The organism is Myxococcus sp. AB036A (assembly GCF_006547355.1).
Classification (GTDB): domain Bacteria; phylum Myxococcota; class Myxococcia; order Myxococcales; family Myxococcaceae; genus Myxococcus; species Myxococcus virescens.
Genome location: NZ_VHLC01000093.1, coordinates 1 through 16,284, shown reverse-complemented (window position 1 = coordinate 16,284; position 16,284 = coordinate 1). Strand labels below are relative to the sequence as shown.

Below are 16,284 nucleotides of genomic sequence, written 5' to 3'. Positions count from 1 at the left end.
GGCCGACGTGACTGACGGCCTCGTATTCCGGACGGCTACAAGCCCAGCAGGTGAGGCTTCATCTTCTGGAAGGCCTTTCCCCGGTGGGAAATGGCCGACTTCTCCTCCGGCGTCAGCTCCGCCAGGGCCCGGTCGCCGCCCGGAAGGATGAAGACGGGGTCATAGCCGAAACCATGGCTTCCCTTCGGGGCGTGGCCGATACGGCCATTGCACTGCCCTACCTCCACCTTCGCCTCCCCTCCTCCGGGCCCCACCAGCGCCAGCGCGCAGCGGAAGGACGCGGTGCGCTGCGCGTCGGGCACGCCGGCCAGCTCGGTCAGCAGCTTCTCGTAGCGGGCCCGGTCATCCCCCGGGGCATAGCGCGCGGATTGCACACCGGGCCTGCCGCCCAGCGCGTCCACGCACAGCCCGGAGTCATCCGCCAGGGTGAGCATCCCCGTGGCTTCCGCATAGGCGCGGGCCTTCTTCACGGCGTTCTCCTCGAACGTGGCGCCGTCCTCCACGGGCTCGGGCACGGGAGGCAGGTCCGCCAGGGACACCACTTCCACCGAGTCTCCGACGAGGCCGCGCAGCTCACGCAGCTTGCCCTGGTTGGACGTGGCGAAGAGCAGCCGGGGCTTCACCGTCATCCCAGCACCTGCGCCTGCGCGGCGGTCAGCTTCTGGATGGCGGCCAGCCCGCCGTCCACCATGGCGTCCAGGGCCTTGCGGTCGAAGAGCTGGTGCTCCGCCGTCCCCTGCAGCTCCACCATGCGGCCGTCCGCGGTGGCCACCAGGTTCAGGTCCACATCCGCGGTGGAGTCCTCGTCGTAGTCCAGGTCCACCCGGACCTCGCCCTTGACGATGCCCACGGACACGGCCGCCAACGGCGTGAGCTTGGGCAGCTTGGAGATGGTTCCCGCCTTCTGCAGCGAGCGCAGCGCCAGCACCAGCGCCACGTAGGCCCCGGTGATGGATGCGGTGCGGGTGCCGCCGTCCGCCTGGAGCACGTCACAGTCCAGCGTCAGGGTGCGAGGCCCCAGGGTGGACAGGTCCACCGCGGCGCGCAGGGAGCGGCCGATGAGCCGCTGGATTTCCATGGTGCGGCCCGTCTGCTTGCCCTTGGCGGACTCACGCTGGTTCCGCGAGTGCGTGGCGCGCGGCAGCATGCCGTACTCCGCCGTCACCCAGCCGGAGCCCTTGCCCATCAGGTGCGGCGGAACGCGCTCCTCCGTGGAGCAGGTGACGAGCACCTTGGTGTGGCCGAACTCCACCTGGACCGAGCCCTCCGCGTAGCGGGAGACACCGGGGGTGAGGACGACGGGGCGAAGGTCCAGCGCACCACGTTGAAAGGAACGCACAGCAGGCTCCTGGGAAATGAGGACGAGCGTCCCCTTCTCTACCAGAGCCACGCCGCGCGGGTGTCGATTGCCTTGGCGCCGTTGCACTCAGGGCGACACGGGGCCAGCCACCTCGGTCCCCCGGGCGGCGTCCCGGCGGCGCGTCTCCTTGAGGAAGGCCAGCACGCCCTCGGTAATCGCCTCGGCCAGCTTCTCCTGGTACTCCGGCCGGCCCAGCCGGGGCCCCTCCACGGGATGGGAGATGTAGCCCACCTCCACGAGGACGGCCGGGCACTCCACGCCGGAGAGGACGAAGAAGGGCGCCTGCTGCACGCCCCGGTTCACCGCGCGGGTGCCGCGCACGAGGCGCGGGTGGATGGCGTAGGCCAGGCGCGAGGAATCCGCGTGCGCCTCCGTGCGCGCCAGGTCCTGGAGGATGAAGGCCAGCGTGGAGTCCGTCCGCGCGGCGCGCGACATGGGCGCCTCCGCGTTCTCCCGGTCCGCCACGGCGAGCGCGGCGTCACCCGAGGCGCTGGCGGACAGAAAGTACGTCTCCACGCCCTCGGTGCGCGCGCGCATCCGCTTCGTGGGCATGGAGTTGGCGTGGATGGAGATGAAGAGGTCGGGCGCGTGGTCATTGGTCCACGCCACGCGCTCCGTCAGCGACACCAGCGTGTCGTGCTCGCGCGTCAGGAACACGTCGCCCCCCGCGGCCTCGAGCTTGTCCCGGAGGCGGAGCGAAATCTGGAGCGCGACGTCCTTCTCCCGCAGCTTGCCGGGGCCCCTGGCGCCTTCCTTCGCGCCACCGTGTCCCGGGTCGATGATGATGCGCGCGGGACGCTCTGCCGCCCCGGCGATGACGGGGAGCAGCCAGAGCAGGGACAGGAGGCCGAGGAGGGGGCGGCGCGGCGACGGCATGCTGGGGCCGCATGCTAGCGGAGCCCGGCCGCCAGCGCGAAATCCGGGCCTCAGCCCACCACGTCGATGCCCGGCTTCCCCGCCTGGACTTCACCAATCAGCGCCGCGTCCACGCCGGCCGCCTCCAGCGCCTTGAGCGCCTTGAGCGCCTGACGTGCGGGGACGCTGGCCAGGAGGCCGCCGTTGGTCTGCGCGTCCGCGAGCACCCACTGGATGCACTCGGGCAGTCCTTCGGGGAAGCGGACCTTCTTGTGGACGTGGGCGAGGTTCGACTTCGTACCACCGGGCACCACGCCGTCCTCCGCCAGCGCGGGCACTTCGGCGATGAGCGGGATGCGCTCCAGGTCCAGCGTGGCGCGCGCCTTCGCCGCGGTCATCATCTCCAGCAGGTGCCCCAACAGGCCGTAGCCCGTCACGTCCGTGAGGGCGTTCACCTTGAACTTCCCGGAGGCGAACACCTCGCCGGCGGCCCGGTTGAGCGTCGTCATCACCCCCAGGGCCCGCTTCGCCAACTGCTTGGACGCCACGCCCCGCTTGATGGCGGTGGTCGCGATGCCCGAGCCCAGGGGCTTGGTGAGAAAGAGCACGTCCCCCGGCTTCGCGCCCGCGTTGGTGAGCACCTTCTTCGGGTGCACCACGCCGGTGACGGCCATGCCGAACTTCGGCTCGGAGTCCCGGATGCTGTGGCCGCCCAGGATGGGGATGCCGGCCTCGTCCGCCTTGGACTGGCCGCCCGCCAGGATTTTCGACAGCACCTTCAGCGGGAGCTCGTCCGGGAAGCACACCAGGTTGAGCGCGAAGAGCGGCCGCGCCCCCATGGCGTAGATGTCCGACAGCGCGTTCGCCGCGGCAATGGCTCCGAACTGGAACGGGTCGTCCACCACCGGTGGGAAGAAGTCCACCGTCTCCACCACCGCCATGCCGGGCGCCAGCCGGTACACGGCCGCGTCGTCATTCGTGGAGAACCCCACCAGCGCCTGGGGGCCCTTCGTGGACTTCAGCCCTCCCAGCACCTGCGCCAGGTCCGAGGCCCGCAGCTTCGCCGCGCAGCCCGCGCAGTGGCTCATCTCGGTGAGGCGCTTCACCTTGTCCGTCTTCTTCTCCGCCATGCCCGCTCCCCACGCCTCGCCGTCCTGGCACGGGCCCCCGAAAGGGCCCGGCCCGTTCACCGCTCAGGTCGCTCGGATGTAGTCCCGCTTGAGCAGTTGCACCACGGCCTCGGCGGTGACGACGTCGTCCGCGTCCGCGTGGTCCATCACTGCGCTCAGGGTGCCGTAGTTGTGCACCAGTTGCAGCACGTCCAGCAGCTCCGGCGCCAGCTCCTTGAGCGGCGGCGTCAGCGGCGAGGCCAGCGCCAACGAGGCATCCGCCGTCGGGAGGCTCGGCTGCAGGCGCTTGATTTCGTCCAGCTGGCGGAGCGCGTCCATGAGGAGCGCCTCGGTGGACGAGTCCAGCTCCACCATGAACTCCTGGTTCTCCGCCGGGCGCAGCTCGAAGTCGCCCTCTTCCCAGGTGATGATGCGATTGAAGCTCTTCTGCGGCCCCAGGTTGTGGTTCTCGCCGATGACGGCGTAGTACACGCGGCCCTGGCGCAGGTAGATGCGCCCTTCCTGGTCGCTGCGCTGCACCACCAGCACGCCGTTCTTCTTGGACGTGTGGAACAGCTGGAGCAGGTCCGGGAGGGGAATCTCCTCAATCTTCCCCGTCATGGAGCTGGCCTTGTTGGTGGTCCGCGCGGCCTGGGCCGCGGCGGCCTCCTCCAGCTTCAGCCGGGCGGTGCCCTCGTCCACGCTGGCGCCTTCGGCGCCCTGGTGCACGAGCTTGAGGATGGAGGTCCCGATGAGGATGCGGTCCCCTTCCTTCAGGCGGGACTGCTTCACCTTCTCACCGTTGACGAAGGTGCCGTTGGTGGAGCCCAGGTCCTCGATGGTGATGCTCCCATCGGAGAAGCTGATGCGCGCGTGCTTGCGGGAGACCATGTCCTCCACGAGCACCATGTCCAGCTCACTGGAGCGGCCGATGACGATCTGCTTGTCCGCCTTCAGCGGGAATTCGCCGCCCTGGTACTTCCCTGAGATGAACTTGAGGGCGTAGGTCTTTTGGGTGTCCATGGTCGTCAGCCAGCCTGCTCCGCCTTGCCGGGGTCCTTCACCAGGTTGAGGTACATCTGCGCGCTCTTGTTACCGGGGCTGCGCACCAGCACGTCCTCCCAGACCTGCACCGCCTCCGCCCGCCGCCCGGCCGAGTACAGCGCGACTCCATACTGGATGTGCCCCGGGATGAAAGCCGGGTTCTGGGCGATGACCTGCTCGTATTCGATGAGGGCCGCCGCGTTGTCCCCCGCGTCGCGCAGGGCGTTGCCCAGCTTGAGGCGGATGTCCACGAACTGAGGACACAGCGCGAGCGCGCGCCGGTATTCCTCAATGGCCTTGGCCCACACGCCGCTGGAGGCGAAGACGTCGCCAATCTCGCCGTACATGTTGGCGATCTTCTTCTCCACGTAGGGGTCCAGCTCGTCCGGGCCGGATTTCTGCTGGGAGAGGGCGGCCTGGTAGACCTCCTTCGCCTCGGCGTACTTCCCCATGTCGTTGTAGATGACGGCCAGGTTGAGCGCCGCCTCGGTATAGGCGGGGTTGAGCTTCAGCGCGGATTCGAACGCGCGCTGCGCCCGGGCGAACTGCCCCTGGTCGTGGTAGATGATGCCGAGCATGTTGAACACGTCCGCGAACGTCGGATTCTGCTCGACGATCTTCGCGAGGTATTGCTCGGCCTGCGCGTACTGCTTCTTCTCGAAGTAGCCGCGCCCGAGGGTCAGTAGCTGCTTGAGGGGCTCGTCCATGAATCGGCCCGCCAGGGCCCTGCCTCCGAGACGTCCAGCCTACATGAGGCTGGGAGAAAACAAGAATTCATCACCGCTGAGCGACAACGAGAGTTGCCGCTGGCCCCGGGTATCCACCGGCCGCGCCGGCAGCGCCCCCTGAAGGCGCCAATGCTCCGTCACCACCGCATCGTCCCGCTCCAGCCGGACGTACCACGCTTCCGCCTGGTAACCCCGCGCCCGAACCTGGCGCAATTGCTCCCACTCCGGCCCGCCCACTCCGGGCGTGCCCGGTCCCGCCAGCCGCCCCAGGGACTCCGCGTCCGCCGCCTGCAGCGCCCTGCGGCGGAACTCCAGGGCCGTCACCACCGCCTGGAGCCGGGGCGCCGCCGTCGTCTCCGGCACCCAGGACCCGTTTCGCACCACGAAGGGTACCCGCTCCACGCCCGCCGTGCCCACCCGGGTGTCGCCCAGGGCGCCCTCGAAGTCGAGCGTGGCCTGCGCCTCCGCCCGCTGACCTCCGGGCGCCACGTTGACGGTGATGCGGGCGAAGCGGTGCTGCCGGGACGTCAGGGGCCCCGGCGCGCCCGGGACGGGCAGCGACAGGCCGCTGGACTCCGTCGCCTTGAGCGCGGTGATGATTTCCAGCTCCGGGCCGGCCGCGGCGCCCAGGAAGCGGGGAACGAACAGGGCCAGGGTGGCGCCCAGCGCCAGGATGACGATGATGCCGCCACCGAGGCGGCTCCAGTCCTGGGTCGTTCTCACGAGCCCAGCATACGCTGGGCGCGCTCCGCGGCGGGCGTGCCCGGCAGCCGACGCAGCACCTGGCGCAGCGTGTCCTGCGCCTTCTGCGTGTCATTCAGCTTCACGTACGCGTCGTGCAGGTCGAAGAGGGCCTCCTCCTCGTACTCCGTGCCCGGGTAGCGGCGCAGCAGCCCTTCCAGGCGCTGGGCCACGGCCTTCCAGCGCTCACGCTTCTGATAGAACTGGGCCGCGTACAGCTCGTGTGAGGCGAGCCGGCGCCGAGCGTCCTCCCGCTGCGTCTTCGCCTCCGCCACGTACTGAGACTGGGGGTACTGGCGCAGGAACTCCTCCATGGCCACCAGCGCGGAGCGGATTTCGCCCTGGTCCTTCTCGCGGGACGGCGGCAGGGCGAAGAACTCGGAGGGGTAGGCCCGCACGTGGGTCATCGCGGAGCGGAAGGCGGCGTAGTCCACCTTGGCGTGCGTGGGGTAGAGCTTGATGAAGGCCTGGTACTGCTCCTTGGCCTCGGGGAAGGCCTCGCGCTCGAAGTCCACGTCGGCCAGCTTCAGCTCGGCCTCGCGGGCGGCCTCCTGGTACGGGAACTTCGTTCGGACGTACTCGAAGTACTTCTGGGCGCGGAAGAAGTCCTTGTTCTCCAGGGCCTCGGAGCCGAGCCGCAGGTTCTCATCTGCGACGGCGGCATAGTCAGGCTCACCGGCCTGGCCCTGCGTGAGGGACGCACACCCGGTACCGAACAGCAGGAAGGCGGACAGAAAGGCGACGGCGGAACGCATCCCCACCACGCTATTCCTCCGGCCCCGAGGGGTCCAGCGAAGCTTCTCCGAGCAGCCGGTAGATGACGTCCTCCGAGAAGCCCCGGCTGTCCAGGAGCCGGCCTGCGCGGGCCCGCTCCCTGGCCCCCAGCGGGCGGCCGAGCAGTCCCCGCTTCTCCAGCACCGCCCGCGCCGTGGCCAGCGCGTCGAAGGACACCGCGTCGCTCGCCTCGGAGATGGCCTGCTGGGCCGTCCCCTCCTCCAGCCCGTGAGCCCGCAGCCGGTGCGCCACCGCCTCCGGCCCCAGCCGGCCTCGGCCCAGGAGCAGGGTGGCCCGCTCGCGCGCGAAGCGTTCGTCGTCCAGGTAGCCCCAGGCCCTCACGCGAGTGAGCGCGGCCTCGCACACCGCTTCGGTGAAGCCCTTCCGGGCCAGGGCCTGCTCCAGTTCGCGGCGACTGCGCCCGCGCATGGACAGGAGCTTCAGGCACGCGTCCGTGGCACGGCGAACAGCGTCGGGCCCTTCGTCCTCCGGATGCATGGCGGGATACCTAGCATGTGGTAACAGGCCCGGCCATGCACCCCGTACTCGCCCGCTTCCTCGCCGCCGATGCCGCTCGGGAGACGCTCCTCAAGCAGCAGTCGGGCGGAGACCTCTCTGTGGAAGAGCAGGCCTTCACCGACGCCGCCTCCGCGAACCCGAAGCACAAGTCCGTGCTGCTGGGCGTGGGCGGCCGCACCCTTTCCACCGATGCCCAGGCGTCACTGGTGCTGCTGGCCGCTCACGCCGCGGTCCGCGCGCTGGACCAGGACGCCACCCTGGCGGAGCCCACGAAGAAGGCCCGCGAGGCCCTGGCCGAGGAAGGCGCCAGTCCGGAGGAGACGGACGCGTTCCTGGCCTCCATCCTCCTGGAGGAGGCCTTCGGCTACGAGCAGGACGTGGACGCGTTCGACAGCGAATACGTGAAGGAGGCGCTGGGCGAGGTGCCCGCGCTGGCCGCGCTCACCAAGGAGGCGGTGGACGCGCTCTTCCTCACGTTCGTGAAGGCCGCCGCCAACGACGCGGAGCGGAAGGTGCGTGAGGGCATGGCCCGCGCCCTCTTCGACATCGCGTGGTCGGAAGGGCCCGCGCCCATCAACCCGGAGCACATGGAGGCCGTGCTCGACGCGGAGGTGGTGGACCGGCCCGAGGAGGAGCAGGAGGCCAAGGTGCAGGCGACCGCGCAGCTGCTCCAGGCGCTGTCCAAGGAGGGCCTCGTCGGCCCCATCCGCTTGTCCCGCCTGCGGGCCCTGCTGGGTGAGGACGACGCGTAGCAGCCGCGGCACGGGCGCCCTGCCCTTTCCGGGTGGGCGCCGCGAACCGCTAGAAGCGCTCGATCTGGAAGTCGTCGTCCCCACCTGCCGGGGCGGGTGCCGGAGCGGGCGCTGGCGGGCGCGCGGCGGGAGACGCCATGGGACGCCCCACCGGCGCGCCGGCCGGAGCCCCCGGACGCATGGCCTGCGGCGGCGGCACTCCCGGGCGCATCTGCTGGCCTGCCGGAGCCACCGGACGCATGGGCTGCGCCATGGGCGCCGGAGCAGGCGCGGCCTGCGGCGCCGCGACAGCCGTGGGCGCCCCCTTCTGCGCGAAGGCGGACGAGCCAGGAATGGGCCGCGACTCCCCGGGCTTCGAATCGAAGTTGTCCCACTTGGAGTCGGACGTGCCGCTGATGCCGGAGAAGCGCAGCGCGAAGTCGTCCGGGTTGGTGGCCTGCCGATGGGCCTCCTCGTAGGTGACGAGCCCCTGCCGCACCAGGCTCATCAGCGACTGGTCGAAGGTCTGCATCCCGTACGTGTCCGTGCCCTGGGCAATGGCGTCGTGGATCTCCTTCGTGCGGTCCTTGTCTTCAATCATCTCGCGGACGCGGGCCGTGACGCGCAGCACTTCCACGGCGGCCACGCGACCCTTGCCGTCCGCGCGCGGCACCAGACGCTGGGACACCACGGCCTTGAGCACGCTGGCCAGCTGGAGGCGCACCTGCTTCTGCTGGTGCGGTGGGAAGGCGGAGACGATGCGGTTGATGGTCTCCGTCGCGTCCAGCGTATGCAGCGTGGACATCACCAGGTGGCCCGTCTCCGCGGCGTGAAGCGCCGTTTCGATGGTTTCGTGGTCCCGCATTTCGCCCACGAGGATGACGTCCGGGTCCTGCCGCAGCGCGCTCTTGAGCGCCTGCGCGAAGGTCATCGTGTCCACGCCCACCTCGCGCTGGTTCACGATGGAGCGCTTGTCGCGAATGAGGAACTCGATGGGGTCCTCAATCGTCATGATGTGGCTGGTCTCGTTGGCGTTGATGTAGTCGATCATCGCCGCCAGCGTGGTGGACTTGCCGGAGCCCGTGGTGCCCGTCACCAGCACCAGGCCGCGCTCCTCACCGCAAATCTTGGCGAGAATCTGGGGCAGCAACAGGTCCTGGATGGTCATCACCTTGAAGGGGATGACACGCAGCACGGCGCCCACGGTGCCACGCTGCTGGAAGACGTTCACGCGGAAGCGCCCGAGCCCCGGCACGCCGTAGGCCAGGTCCACCTCGTTGCTCCCCTTGAACTTCTCCTTCTGGAACTCGTTCATGATGCCGAAGGCCATGCGCGCCACCTCCTCGGGAGGGAGGCGGCGGCCGTCCTTCAGCGGAACCAGCGAGCCGTCCACGCGGAACATGGGCGGCAGGCCTGCCTTGAGATGAATGTCGGAGGCACCGCCGCGCAGGGCGATCTGGAGGATCTCGTTGAGTTCCATGAGCGGCGCAAATCCTACCAGACGCTCGCGCACGCATGCGATGGGGCGTGATGGACCCCGAAAACACATCGGCGGAGGCCCTCGGATGAGGACCCCCGCCGTGTGAGGACAACCCAGCTGCTGAGCGAGTCGCTTAGCGCTTGGAGAACTGGAACCGGCGACGCGCGCCCGGCTGGCCGTACTTCTTGCGCTCGACCGCGCGAGCATCGCGGGTGAGGAAGCCGGCCTTCTTCAGCGCCGGACGGAACTCCGGGTTGAAGGAGCACAGCGCACGGGCAATGCCGTGACGGATGGCGCCGGCCTGGCCGGAGAGACCGCCACCCTTGACGTTGACCGTCACGTCAACCTTGCCCTTCTGCTCGAGGATCTCGAGGGGCTGGTTGAGGATCATCTTGGACGTCTCACGGCCGAAGTACGCGTTCAGCTCGCGGCCGTTGATGGTGACGAGGCCAGTGCCAGGACGAATCCAGACGCGGGCGGTGGCCTCCTTGCGGCGGCCGGTGGCGTAGAAACCGAGCTCTTGGTTGATGGGCATGGACGTTATCTCCCTTACGCCTCGACCTCGAACGCGGCAGGCTTCTGGGCCGCGTGCGGGTGCGTGTCACCTGCGTAGACCTTCAGCTTCGTCATCATCTGGCGGCCGAGCGCGTTGCGCGGAAGCATGCGCCGCACGGCGTTGATGATGATGTCCTCAGGGTGACGCTGGCGGAGCTTCTCCAGGTTGGTGATCTTCAGGGCGCCCGGGAAACCCGCGTTCGGGTGCCGGTAGTACATCTTGTCCTGCTCCTTCGTGCCCGTCACCTTCACCTTTTCGGCGTTGATGACGACCACGTGGTCGCCCGTGTCAATGGACGGCGTGTAGATGGCCTTGTGCTTGCCCTTCAGCAGGGTGGCAATCTGGCTCGCCGCGCGGCCCAGCACCTTGTCGGACACGTCAACGACGTGCCACTGGCGCTTGATGTCCCCAGCCTTCGCGCTGTAGGTCTTCTGCGACATTTCGTGCACTCCAGACTTCTCGCGGCCGCCGTGTGCATTCCAGGGACCGCTGCTCGTGCTTAATCAACCGCGGGTCGACCGTGAAACTTCACGGAGGCCCGGAAAGGCCGACCGTCCTAGTGGGTGTGGCGGATCAAGTCAAGGTCACACCGCACCAGACGTCCGGATTCCCCGATCACGCCCGCCAGGACGCCCCCTTCAGGAGGCGGACACCTACCTGGCTGCTCCTCCAGACGGCCCGGTGCCACCCGGAGGCGTTCCCGGAATCGCGGGTTTCTTGAAGCGCTCCTTCAAGTTGGCGAAGAAGTTCTTCTCCTCCGTGGTGGGAGGCCCCTGACGCGGCGCGTCCAGTTCCACGACCTCAATCACCTCCGGCGGCAGGTCCTCCAGGAAGCGCGAGGGCGTGCGGGGCACTTCCTTGCCGCGCTTCACGCGGGTGGCCGCGCGGGTGAGGTAGAGGACCTCCTTGGCGCGGGTGATGCCCACGTAGCAGAGGCGCCGCTCCTCTTCGAGGTTCTGCGCCTCGCCCTGCATGCCGCCGTGGGGCATCAGGTCCTCCTCCATGCCGATGAAGAAGACGAGCCGGTACTCCAGGCCCTTGGAGGCGTGCACCGTCATCAGGGTGACGCGGCGGTTGGCGCCCGGCACCTCCTCTTCCTCCTGCCGGGTGTCCAGGCTCAGGCGGTTGAGGTACGTGGGCAGGCTGGCCTTGGGGCCCTCGCGCTTCTCGAAGTTCTCCAGCGAGTTGAGCACGCCGTCCACGCCCTTGAGCTTCTTGTCCGCGGCGGTGGCGCTGGTGGCGTGGGCGCGGGTGGCCTCGCGAAAGCCAATCTCCTCCAGCAGCTTGCGCGTCACGTTGGCCAGTTGGCCGTGCTCGTACGCGGCGCGGTAGCGCTCCACCAGGTCCACGAACTCCATCACCCGGGCCCCGGCCCCAGGCGGCAGGTCCTCGTAGTCGGTGGCCTTCTTCATCACCGTCCACAGCGTGACGCCCTCGCCCCGCGCGTGGACGTTGAGGCGCTCCATCGTCACGTCGCCAATGCCGCGCGAGGGCACGTTGACGATGCGCAGGAGCGAGATTTCGTCCAGCTTGTTCACGATGACCTTGAAGTACGCGATGACGTCCTTCACCTCGCGCCGGTCGAAGAACTCGCTGCCGCCCACCACCTCGTAGCCGATGTTCTTCTCCCGCAGCATCTCCTCGATGGGGCGGGACTGGCCGTTGGTCCGGTAGAGCACGGCGATGTCGTCCGCGGAGATGCCCAGGGCCATGTGCTTCTGGATTTCGTGCGCGACGAAGCGGGCCTCCTCTTCGTCGTTGGGACACGTCACCACCTTCACCTTCGTGCCCCCGGTGCGGTCGGTCCACATCTGCTTGGCCTTGCGCTCGGGGTTCTTGGCGATGACGGCGTTGGCCGCGTCCAGGACCGTCTGGACGGAGCGGTAGTTCTGCTCCAGCCGGACCTCCTTCCCTCCCGGGAAGAGGCGGTCGAAGTCGAGGATGTTGCGCACCTCCGCGCCCCGCCACGAATAGATGCACTGGTCGTCGTCACCCACCGCGCACACGTTGCGGGAGCGGCCCGCCAGCAGCTTCAGCAGCTCCAGCTGCGCGGTGTTGGTGTCCTGGAACTCGTCCACCAGCAGGTAGCGGAAGCGCTTGGTGTACTTCTCGTAGAGGTCCGGGTGCTCGCGCAGGAGGCGCGCGGGGAGCAGCAGCAGGTCGTCGAAGTCCACCGACCCCTGCGCCTTCAGCGACAGCTGATAGTCCGGGTACACCATGTGGGTGATGAGGTCGTAATCATCCCCAATCCCCTCCGGCTTGGGCTCCGGCGCCTTGCCGGAGTTCTTCGCCTTGGAGATGAGGTTGAGCACCTTGCGCGCGTCGAACGAGCGGTCGTCGATTTTGTGCTCGCGCATGGCGCGCCGGATGTTGGCCAGCTGGTCGCCCATGTCGGCGATGGCGAACTTCTTGGGCCACCCCAGCCGGTGGATGTCCTCGCGGAGCATCTCCGCGCCAAAGGCGTGGAAGGTGCACACCAGCACGCCCTGCGCCCGAGGTCCCGCCATGTGGACCAGGCGCTCCTTCATCTCCGTGGCGGCCTTGTTGGTGAAGGTCACCGCCAGGATGTTGCGGGCCATGATGAGGCCCGGCCGCTCGTTGAGCAGGTGAACGATGCGGTGGGTGATGACGCGAGTCTTGCCGCTGCCTGCGCCTGCCAGCACGAGGAGCGGTCCCTCCAGGGTCACCACGGCCTCGCGCTGCGGAGGATTGAGCTTCGAGAGGTCCATTGCGCGCGGGGCGGGGATACCCTTTGATTCGTTCGTGCGCGACTCTTTTTTCCCCAGGCGCTCTGGCGCTCTTCTCGCACTCGTCCTGGGCACCACCGGCTGCCTCGGCGAGTCCGGCTCGTCCCCGGAGGTGGAACCCGTGGTGTCGGCGGAGAGCGCGCCCTGCGTGTACTTCAAGCAACTGGCGCCCTTCCTTCCAGAACGGCTGGACGGCTTCACCGTGGCGCACACCCAGGGCTCCACCGGGAAGTACGGCGAGGTGTCCGTCTCCGAGGCCGAGCGGCTCTACACCCGGGGTGAGGGACGCGAGGTGAAGGTGCGCATCGTGGACACCACCATGGGCGAGCGCATTGGCAAGGCCATCCAGGAGGCCGCCGACCGCTCCCGGGGCAAGGCGGCCAGTGACCCGTCCGCCCCCATCCACCTGGACGACGCCGTGGGCTTCGTGCGGTACGACGCGGAGGAGTCCGTGGCCGAAGCGAACCTCCTTGTGGGGGGGCGCTACGTGGTTGCCGTCACCAGCCGGGGATTTCCGGGTACGGTGGAGGTGCGCCGGGTGGCGCGCGGCATCGACCTTGCGGGACTGGCTCGCCTGAGGCCCGGTCCGAACTGATGAAGGAGTGTCCCAGGTGGTGAAGGACAAAGGAACGCGGCCCGATAAGGCGGACCAGGTCGCGCAGGAGAAGGCGGCGCGGGAGCTGGTGTCCACCCTGGGCAAGCGGGAGTTCCTGGAGCAGTTCCAGAAGCTGGCCAAGAGCTTCGCGTCCGACCCGGGCAACCCCGGCTCCTACGCGTGCGAGGGCTGTCAGCGCTGCGCCAACTGCATGTTCTGCAAGGACTGCGACAGCTGCTTCTCTTGCACGCACTGCACCCGGTGCGAGCTGTGCAACAACTGCTCGCACTGCGTGGACTGCAAGAGCTGCAACGCCTGCGCGTACTGCGTCCAGAGCGAGAACTGCTCCTCCAGCGCGTACCTGGTGCTGTGCCGCAACCTGCAGGACTGCAACTACTGCTTCGGCTGCGTGGGCCTGGCGAAGAAGGACTTCCACATCCTCAACGTCCCCTTCCCACGGACGGAGTACTTCAAAATCGTGGGCCGGCTGCGCAAGGAGCTGGGGATTCCATAGGCCCCAGCCCCTCCCCTCGCTAGAGGGCGCGCACGTAGAGGGCCTTCAGGTACTCCGTCTCCGGAAGCCCGGCCAGCACCGGGTGGTCCAACCCCGCGCCCCGCCGCTCCAGAATCTGCACCGGCCGCTTCGCATCCGCGGCGGCCGCCAGCACCATCTCCTCGAAGGCGGCGCGGTCCAGCTTGCCGGAGCAGGAGCAGGTGACGAGCAACCCGTCCGGCTTGAGGCAGCGGAAGGCGCGCAGGTTCAGCTCGTGGTAGGCGCGCAGCGCGGTGGCTAGGCCCTCGCGGCGCTTGGCCAGTCCGGGCGGGTCCAACACCACGGTGTCGAAGCGGCGCCCGCTGGTGTCGAAGTGGCGCAGCACGTCGAAGGCGTTGGCGTTCTCCACGGTGACGTTGGCGCGGCCGTTGGCCTCGGCGTTGGCCTTGGCGCGCGCGGCGGCCTTCTCATCCTGCTCCACCGCCAGCACGGACGTGCAGGTGCGTGACAGCGAGAGCGCGAAGCCGCCGTGGTAGCTGAAGAGGTCCAGCGCGTCGCCGCGCGCCAGCTCCCCGGCCCGCAGGTGGTTGTCCACCTGGTCCAGGAAGGCGCCCGTCTTCATGTCGCCCTGGAGGTCGACCTCGAAGCGGTTCTCCCCCTCGTGGTAGGTGAAGCGCGCGGCGCCCTCCCCGTGCAGCAGGCGCGCCTCGCGGGGCAGGCCCTCGAAGTCACGGCCGGAGGCGTCGTCCCGGCACATGACGTGGGTGGCGCCGGTGAGCTCCACCAGCATCTTCGCCAGCGTCTCCTTGCGCGCGTCCATGCCCTCGGAGAGCGTCTGGAGCGTGAGGCCCTTGCCGTAGCGGTCCACGAAGAGGCCCGGGAGCTGGTCCGCCTCGCCGTGCACCAGCCGCAGCCCGTCACGGCCGGACAGGTACGCCCGGCGCGCCAGGGCGGCCTCCAGGCGGCGACGGAAGAAGGCGTCGTCCACCGGCTCCTCGGCGGGCCCCTTGCGCGTCAGCAGGCGCAGCGCCAGCGGCGAGCGGCGAGCGTAGAGCGCCTGGCCAATGGGATTGCCCTGGGAGTCCACCACCAGCACCACGGCGCCGGCGCCCTTCACGTCGGGCGGGGCGGCGATTTCGGTGCGGTACACCCAGGGATTGAAGTGCCGCAGCGAGCGCGCCCCCTTGGGGGTGACGCGCGCGACGGGCAGGGCTGCATGGGGGGGCATCAGGCTCACTCCAGGCCGCGAGCGGCCAGTTCTTCGTCGTCCTCGCCGCGAAGGTGCCCGATTTCGTGCAGCAACGTCACGCGGATCTGCTCGCGAAGTTCCTCGGGCGTCCGGGCGGCGCGCGCCAGGTTGCGGCGGTAGAGCACCACGGAGCGGCACGGCACCTCGGAGCCGTCACAGGGCTCGGCCAGCGGCGGGCCCCGGAACAGCCCCAGAATCGTGGGTGACAGCGGCGGCTGGTTGGCCAGCAGGTCCGCGTCCGCGGGCAGCTCCTCCGCCGTGACGGGCACGCCGTCCAAGTCCCCGCGCATGTCCTTGGGCAGCTCGGCGACGGCCCTCACCACCTCGGCGCGGAAGTCCTCCTCCGCGGGCAGCGGCGGCTCGGGAAAGTCGTCCGGCGCCAGCGAGCGCGCCTTGTCGAAGTGGCCCTGCGCCTGCTTCCACTTGCCCTCGCGCTCCAACAGGAGCCCCAGATGGTGATGGGCGTGCGCGGCCCGCTCCGGGTCGTCCACGAGGCTGGTGAAGGCGGTGCGGGCCTCGCGGAAGCGGCACAGCTCGAAGAGGGCCAGGGCGCGCTCGTAGAGGGCCTCGCGGCTGCCGGGGTTGCGCGCGAGGACGATGGCCGAGTGCGCCAGCGAGGACTCCGCCTGTCCCAAATCATTGAAGGCCATGGCGGCCACCAGCGCGAGGTGCGGAATCAGCTCCGGGGGCGTGTTGGGCTGGGACAGGCCGCGCTCGGCGTAGAGGGCGCCCAGCTCGTCCCGCTCCCGGGTGGAGGACAGTTGCACCGCGTACAGGTGCGCCGAGCCCAGAAGCGCGGACGGGTCCCCCGGGTCGATGGCGAGCGCCCGCGCGTAGGCGAGCTGCGCCTCTGCCTCGCGGCCCAGTGCGGCCAGCGCCACGCCGCGCTCCGCGTGGGCGGCGGCCAGGTCCGGCTCCAGCGCGGCGGCCTGGGCGGCGCAGGACAGCGCTTCCTCGAAGCGGCCTTCCTCGAAGTAGCGACGCGACGCATCCAACGGGGCCGCGCCGTCCGAGCGGCACACGGCCAGCGGCTGTATCCGGTGGGTGGCGTCCTCCGGGGGCGGTGCGGCACGCACGCTGGCGGTGGGCGCCCCGGCGCCAGGCGCGCTGAGGGCGGGCACGGCCGGACAGGACGCGTCCGGCGCTTCAGCGGCCAGGGGCCCGCGCTTGCAGGCAGCAATGAGGAGACAGAAGGCGAGCAGACCGCGCCGCGACATGGGCCGCCAGGGTACGGCATCCCCCCGTGGCCGGGAAGCCGAGACGTGCACGCCCGCTTGCTGATGCGACCGGACACCCACCCGCC

Annotated in this window: 18 protein-coding genes; 3 read left to right on the top strand and 15 right to left on the bottom strand. The window is 69.5% G+C overall.

From position 1 onward, the window contains the following. Positions 1-35: 35 nt before the first annotated feature. From rdgB to FL344_RS29460, 9 genes are all read right to left on the bottom strand, one after another. Entirely contained in the window at positions 36-629 is a 594-nt protein-coding gene (gene rdgB / locus FL344_RS29500; RefSeq protein WP_141620884.1) for an RdgB/HAM1 family non-canonical purine NTP pyrophosphatase, read from the bottom strand. Continuing rightward, positions 626-1,339 carry a ribonuclease PH gene (gene rph, locus FL344_RS29495; protein WP_011552094.1) on the bottom strand — a complete coding sequence of 238 codons (714 nt, stop codon included), beginning with the start codon at positions 1,337-1,339 and terminating at the stop codon, positions 626-628. The genes rdgB and rph overlap by 4 nt, the downstream gene beginning before the upstream one ends. A gap of 87 nt (positions 1,340-1,426) precedes the next feature. After that, entirely contained in the window at positions 1,427-2,236 is an 810-nt protein-coding gene (locus FL344_RS29490) for an N-acetylmuramoyl-L-alanine amidase (RefSeq protein WP_141592972.1), read from the bottom strand. Between the two features lie 50 nt (positions 2,237-2,286). Continuing rightward, positions 2,287-3,345 carry a selenide, water dikinase SelD gene (selD, locus tag FL344_RS29485; protein ID WP_141592971.1) on the bottom strand — a complete coding sequence of 353 codons (1,059 nt, stop codon included), beginning with the start codon at positions 3,343-3,345 and terminating at the stop codon, positions 2,287-2,289. A 63-nt stretch (positions 3,346-3,408) separates the two neighbouring features. Continuing rightward, the gene (locus FL344_RS29480) at positions 3,409-4,347 is read right to left on the bottom strand and encodes a DUF4388 domain-containing protein (protein WP_141620883.1); all 939 of its coding nucleotides are present in this window, start codon (positions 4,345-4,347) and stop codon (positions 3,409-3,411) included. A 5-nt stretch (positions 4,348-4,352) separates the two neighbouring features. Further along, a complete protein-coding gene (locus FL344_RS29475) occupies positions 4,353-5,075 on the bottom strand; it encodes a lipopolysaccharide assembly protein LapB (protein ID WP_011552090.1) in 723 nt (240 codons plus the stop codon). 39 nt (positions 5,076-5,114) lie between these two features. After that, positions 5,115-5,819 carry a hypothetical protein gene (locus tag FL344_RS29470; RefSeq protein WP_141620882.1) on the bottom strand — a complete coding sequence of 235 codons (705 nt, stop codon included), beginning with the start codon at positions 5,817-5,819 and terminating at the stop codon, positions 5,115-5,117. Beyond that, positions 5,816-6,592, bottom strand: a complete 777-nt coding sequence (locus FL344_RS29465) for an outer membrane protein assembly factor BamD (protein WP_194863304.1) — start codon at positions 6,590-6,592, stop codon at positions 5,816-5,818. Before FL344_RS29465 ends, FL344_RS29470 begins: the two co-directional genes overlap by 4 nt. Positions 6,593-6,602: 10 nt before the next feature. Beyond that, positions 6,603-7,109 (bottom strand): regulatory protein RecX, encoded by a 507-nt coding sequence (locus FL344_RS29460; RefSeq protein WP_141620880.1) that lies wholly within the window; start codon positions 7,107-7,109, stop codon positions 6,603-6,605. Positions 7,110-7,144: 35 nt separating this feature from the next. On the opposite strand from FL344_RS29460, the gene FL344_RS29455 reads away from it, so the two are divergent. Further along, on the top strand, positions 7,145-7,882 hold the full coding sequence (locus FL344_RS29455) for a hypothetical protein (protein ID WP_194858573.1): 738 nt from the start codon (positions 7,145-7,147) through the stop codon (positions 7,880-7,882). Between the two features lie 49 nt (positions 7,883-7,931). Here FL344_RS29455 and FL344_RS29450 read toward each other — a convergent pair whose 3' ends face one another. The 4 genes from FL344_RS29450 to FL344_RS29435 form a co-directional block, all read right to left on the bottom strand. Next, positions 7,932-9,341 (bottom strand): type IV pilus twitching motility protein PilT, encoded by a 1,410-nt coding sequence (locus FL344_RS29450; protein WP_141620879.1) that lies wholly within the window; start codon positions 9,339-9,341, stop codon positions 7,932-7,934. A gap of 133 nt (positions 9,342-9,474) precedes the next feature. Then, positions 9,475-9,876: a 30S ribosomal protein S9 gene (rpsI, locus tag FL344_RS29445; RefSeq protein ID WP_141592965.1), complete on the bottom strand. Its 402-nt coding sequence runs from the start codon at positions 9,874-9,876 to the stop codon at positions 9,475-9,477. A gap of 14 nt (positions 9,877-9,890) precedes the next feature. Next, positions 9,891-10,337, bottom strand: a complete 447-nt coding sequence (gene rplM / locus FL344_RS29440) for a 50S ribosomal protein L13 (RefSeq protein ID WP_026114188.1) — start codon at positions 10,335-10,337, stop codon at positions 9,891-9,893. Between the two features lie 213 nt (positions 10,338-10,550). Then, a complete protein-coding gene (locus tag FL344_RS29435; RefSeq protein ID WP_141592964.1) occupies positions 10,551-12,626 on the bottom strand; it encodes an ATP-dependent helicase in 2,076 nt (691 codons plus the stop codon). A 130-nt stretch (positions 12,627-12,756) separates the two neighbouring features. Here FL344_RS29435 and FL344_RS29430 point away from each other — a divergent pair, with 130 nt between their 5' ends. Together FL344_RS29430 and FL344_RS29425 are read left to right on the top strand one after the other, a co-directional pair. Further along, on the top strand, positions 12,757-13,239 hold the full coding sequence (locus FL344_RS29430; RefSeq protein ID WP_141592985.1) for a hypothetical protein: 483 nt from the start codon (positions 12,757-12,759) through the stop codon (positions 13,237-13,239). A gap of 16 nt (positions 13,240-13,255) precedes the next feature. Next, positions 13,256-13,753 (top strand): caib/baif family protein, encoded by a 498-nt coding sequence (locus FL344_RS29425; RefSeq protein WP_194863303.1) that lies wholly within the window; start codon positions 13,256-13,258, stop codon positions 13,751-13,753. 19 nt (positions 13,754-13,772) lie between these two features. Here the strand turns inward: FL344_RS29425 and FL344_RS29420 are convergent, their stop codons facing one another. Then, positions 13,773-14,960 carry a class I SAM-dependent rRNA methyltransferase gene (locus tag FL344_RS29420; protein WP_141620877.1) on the bottom strand — a complete coding sequence of 396 codons (1,188 nt, stop codon included), beginning with the start codon at positions 14,958-14,960 and terminating at the stop codon, positions 13,773-13,775. Between the two features lie 5 nt (positions 14,961-14,965). After that, positions 14,966-16,198: a metallopeptidase family protein gene (locus FL344_RS29415; protein WP_194863302.1), complete on the bottom strand. Its 1,233-nt coding sequence runs from the start codon at positions 16,196-16,198 to the stop codon at positions 14,966-14,968. Between the last annotated feature and the right edge of the window lie 86 nt (positions 16,199-16,284).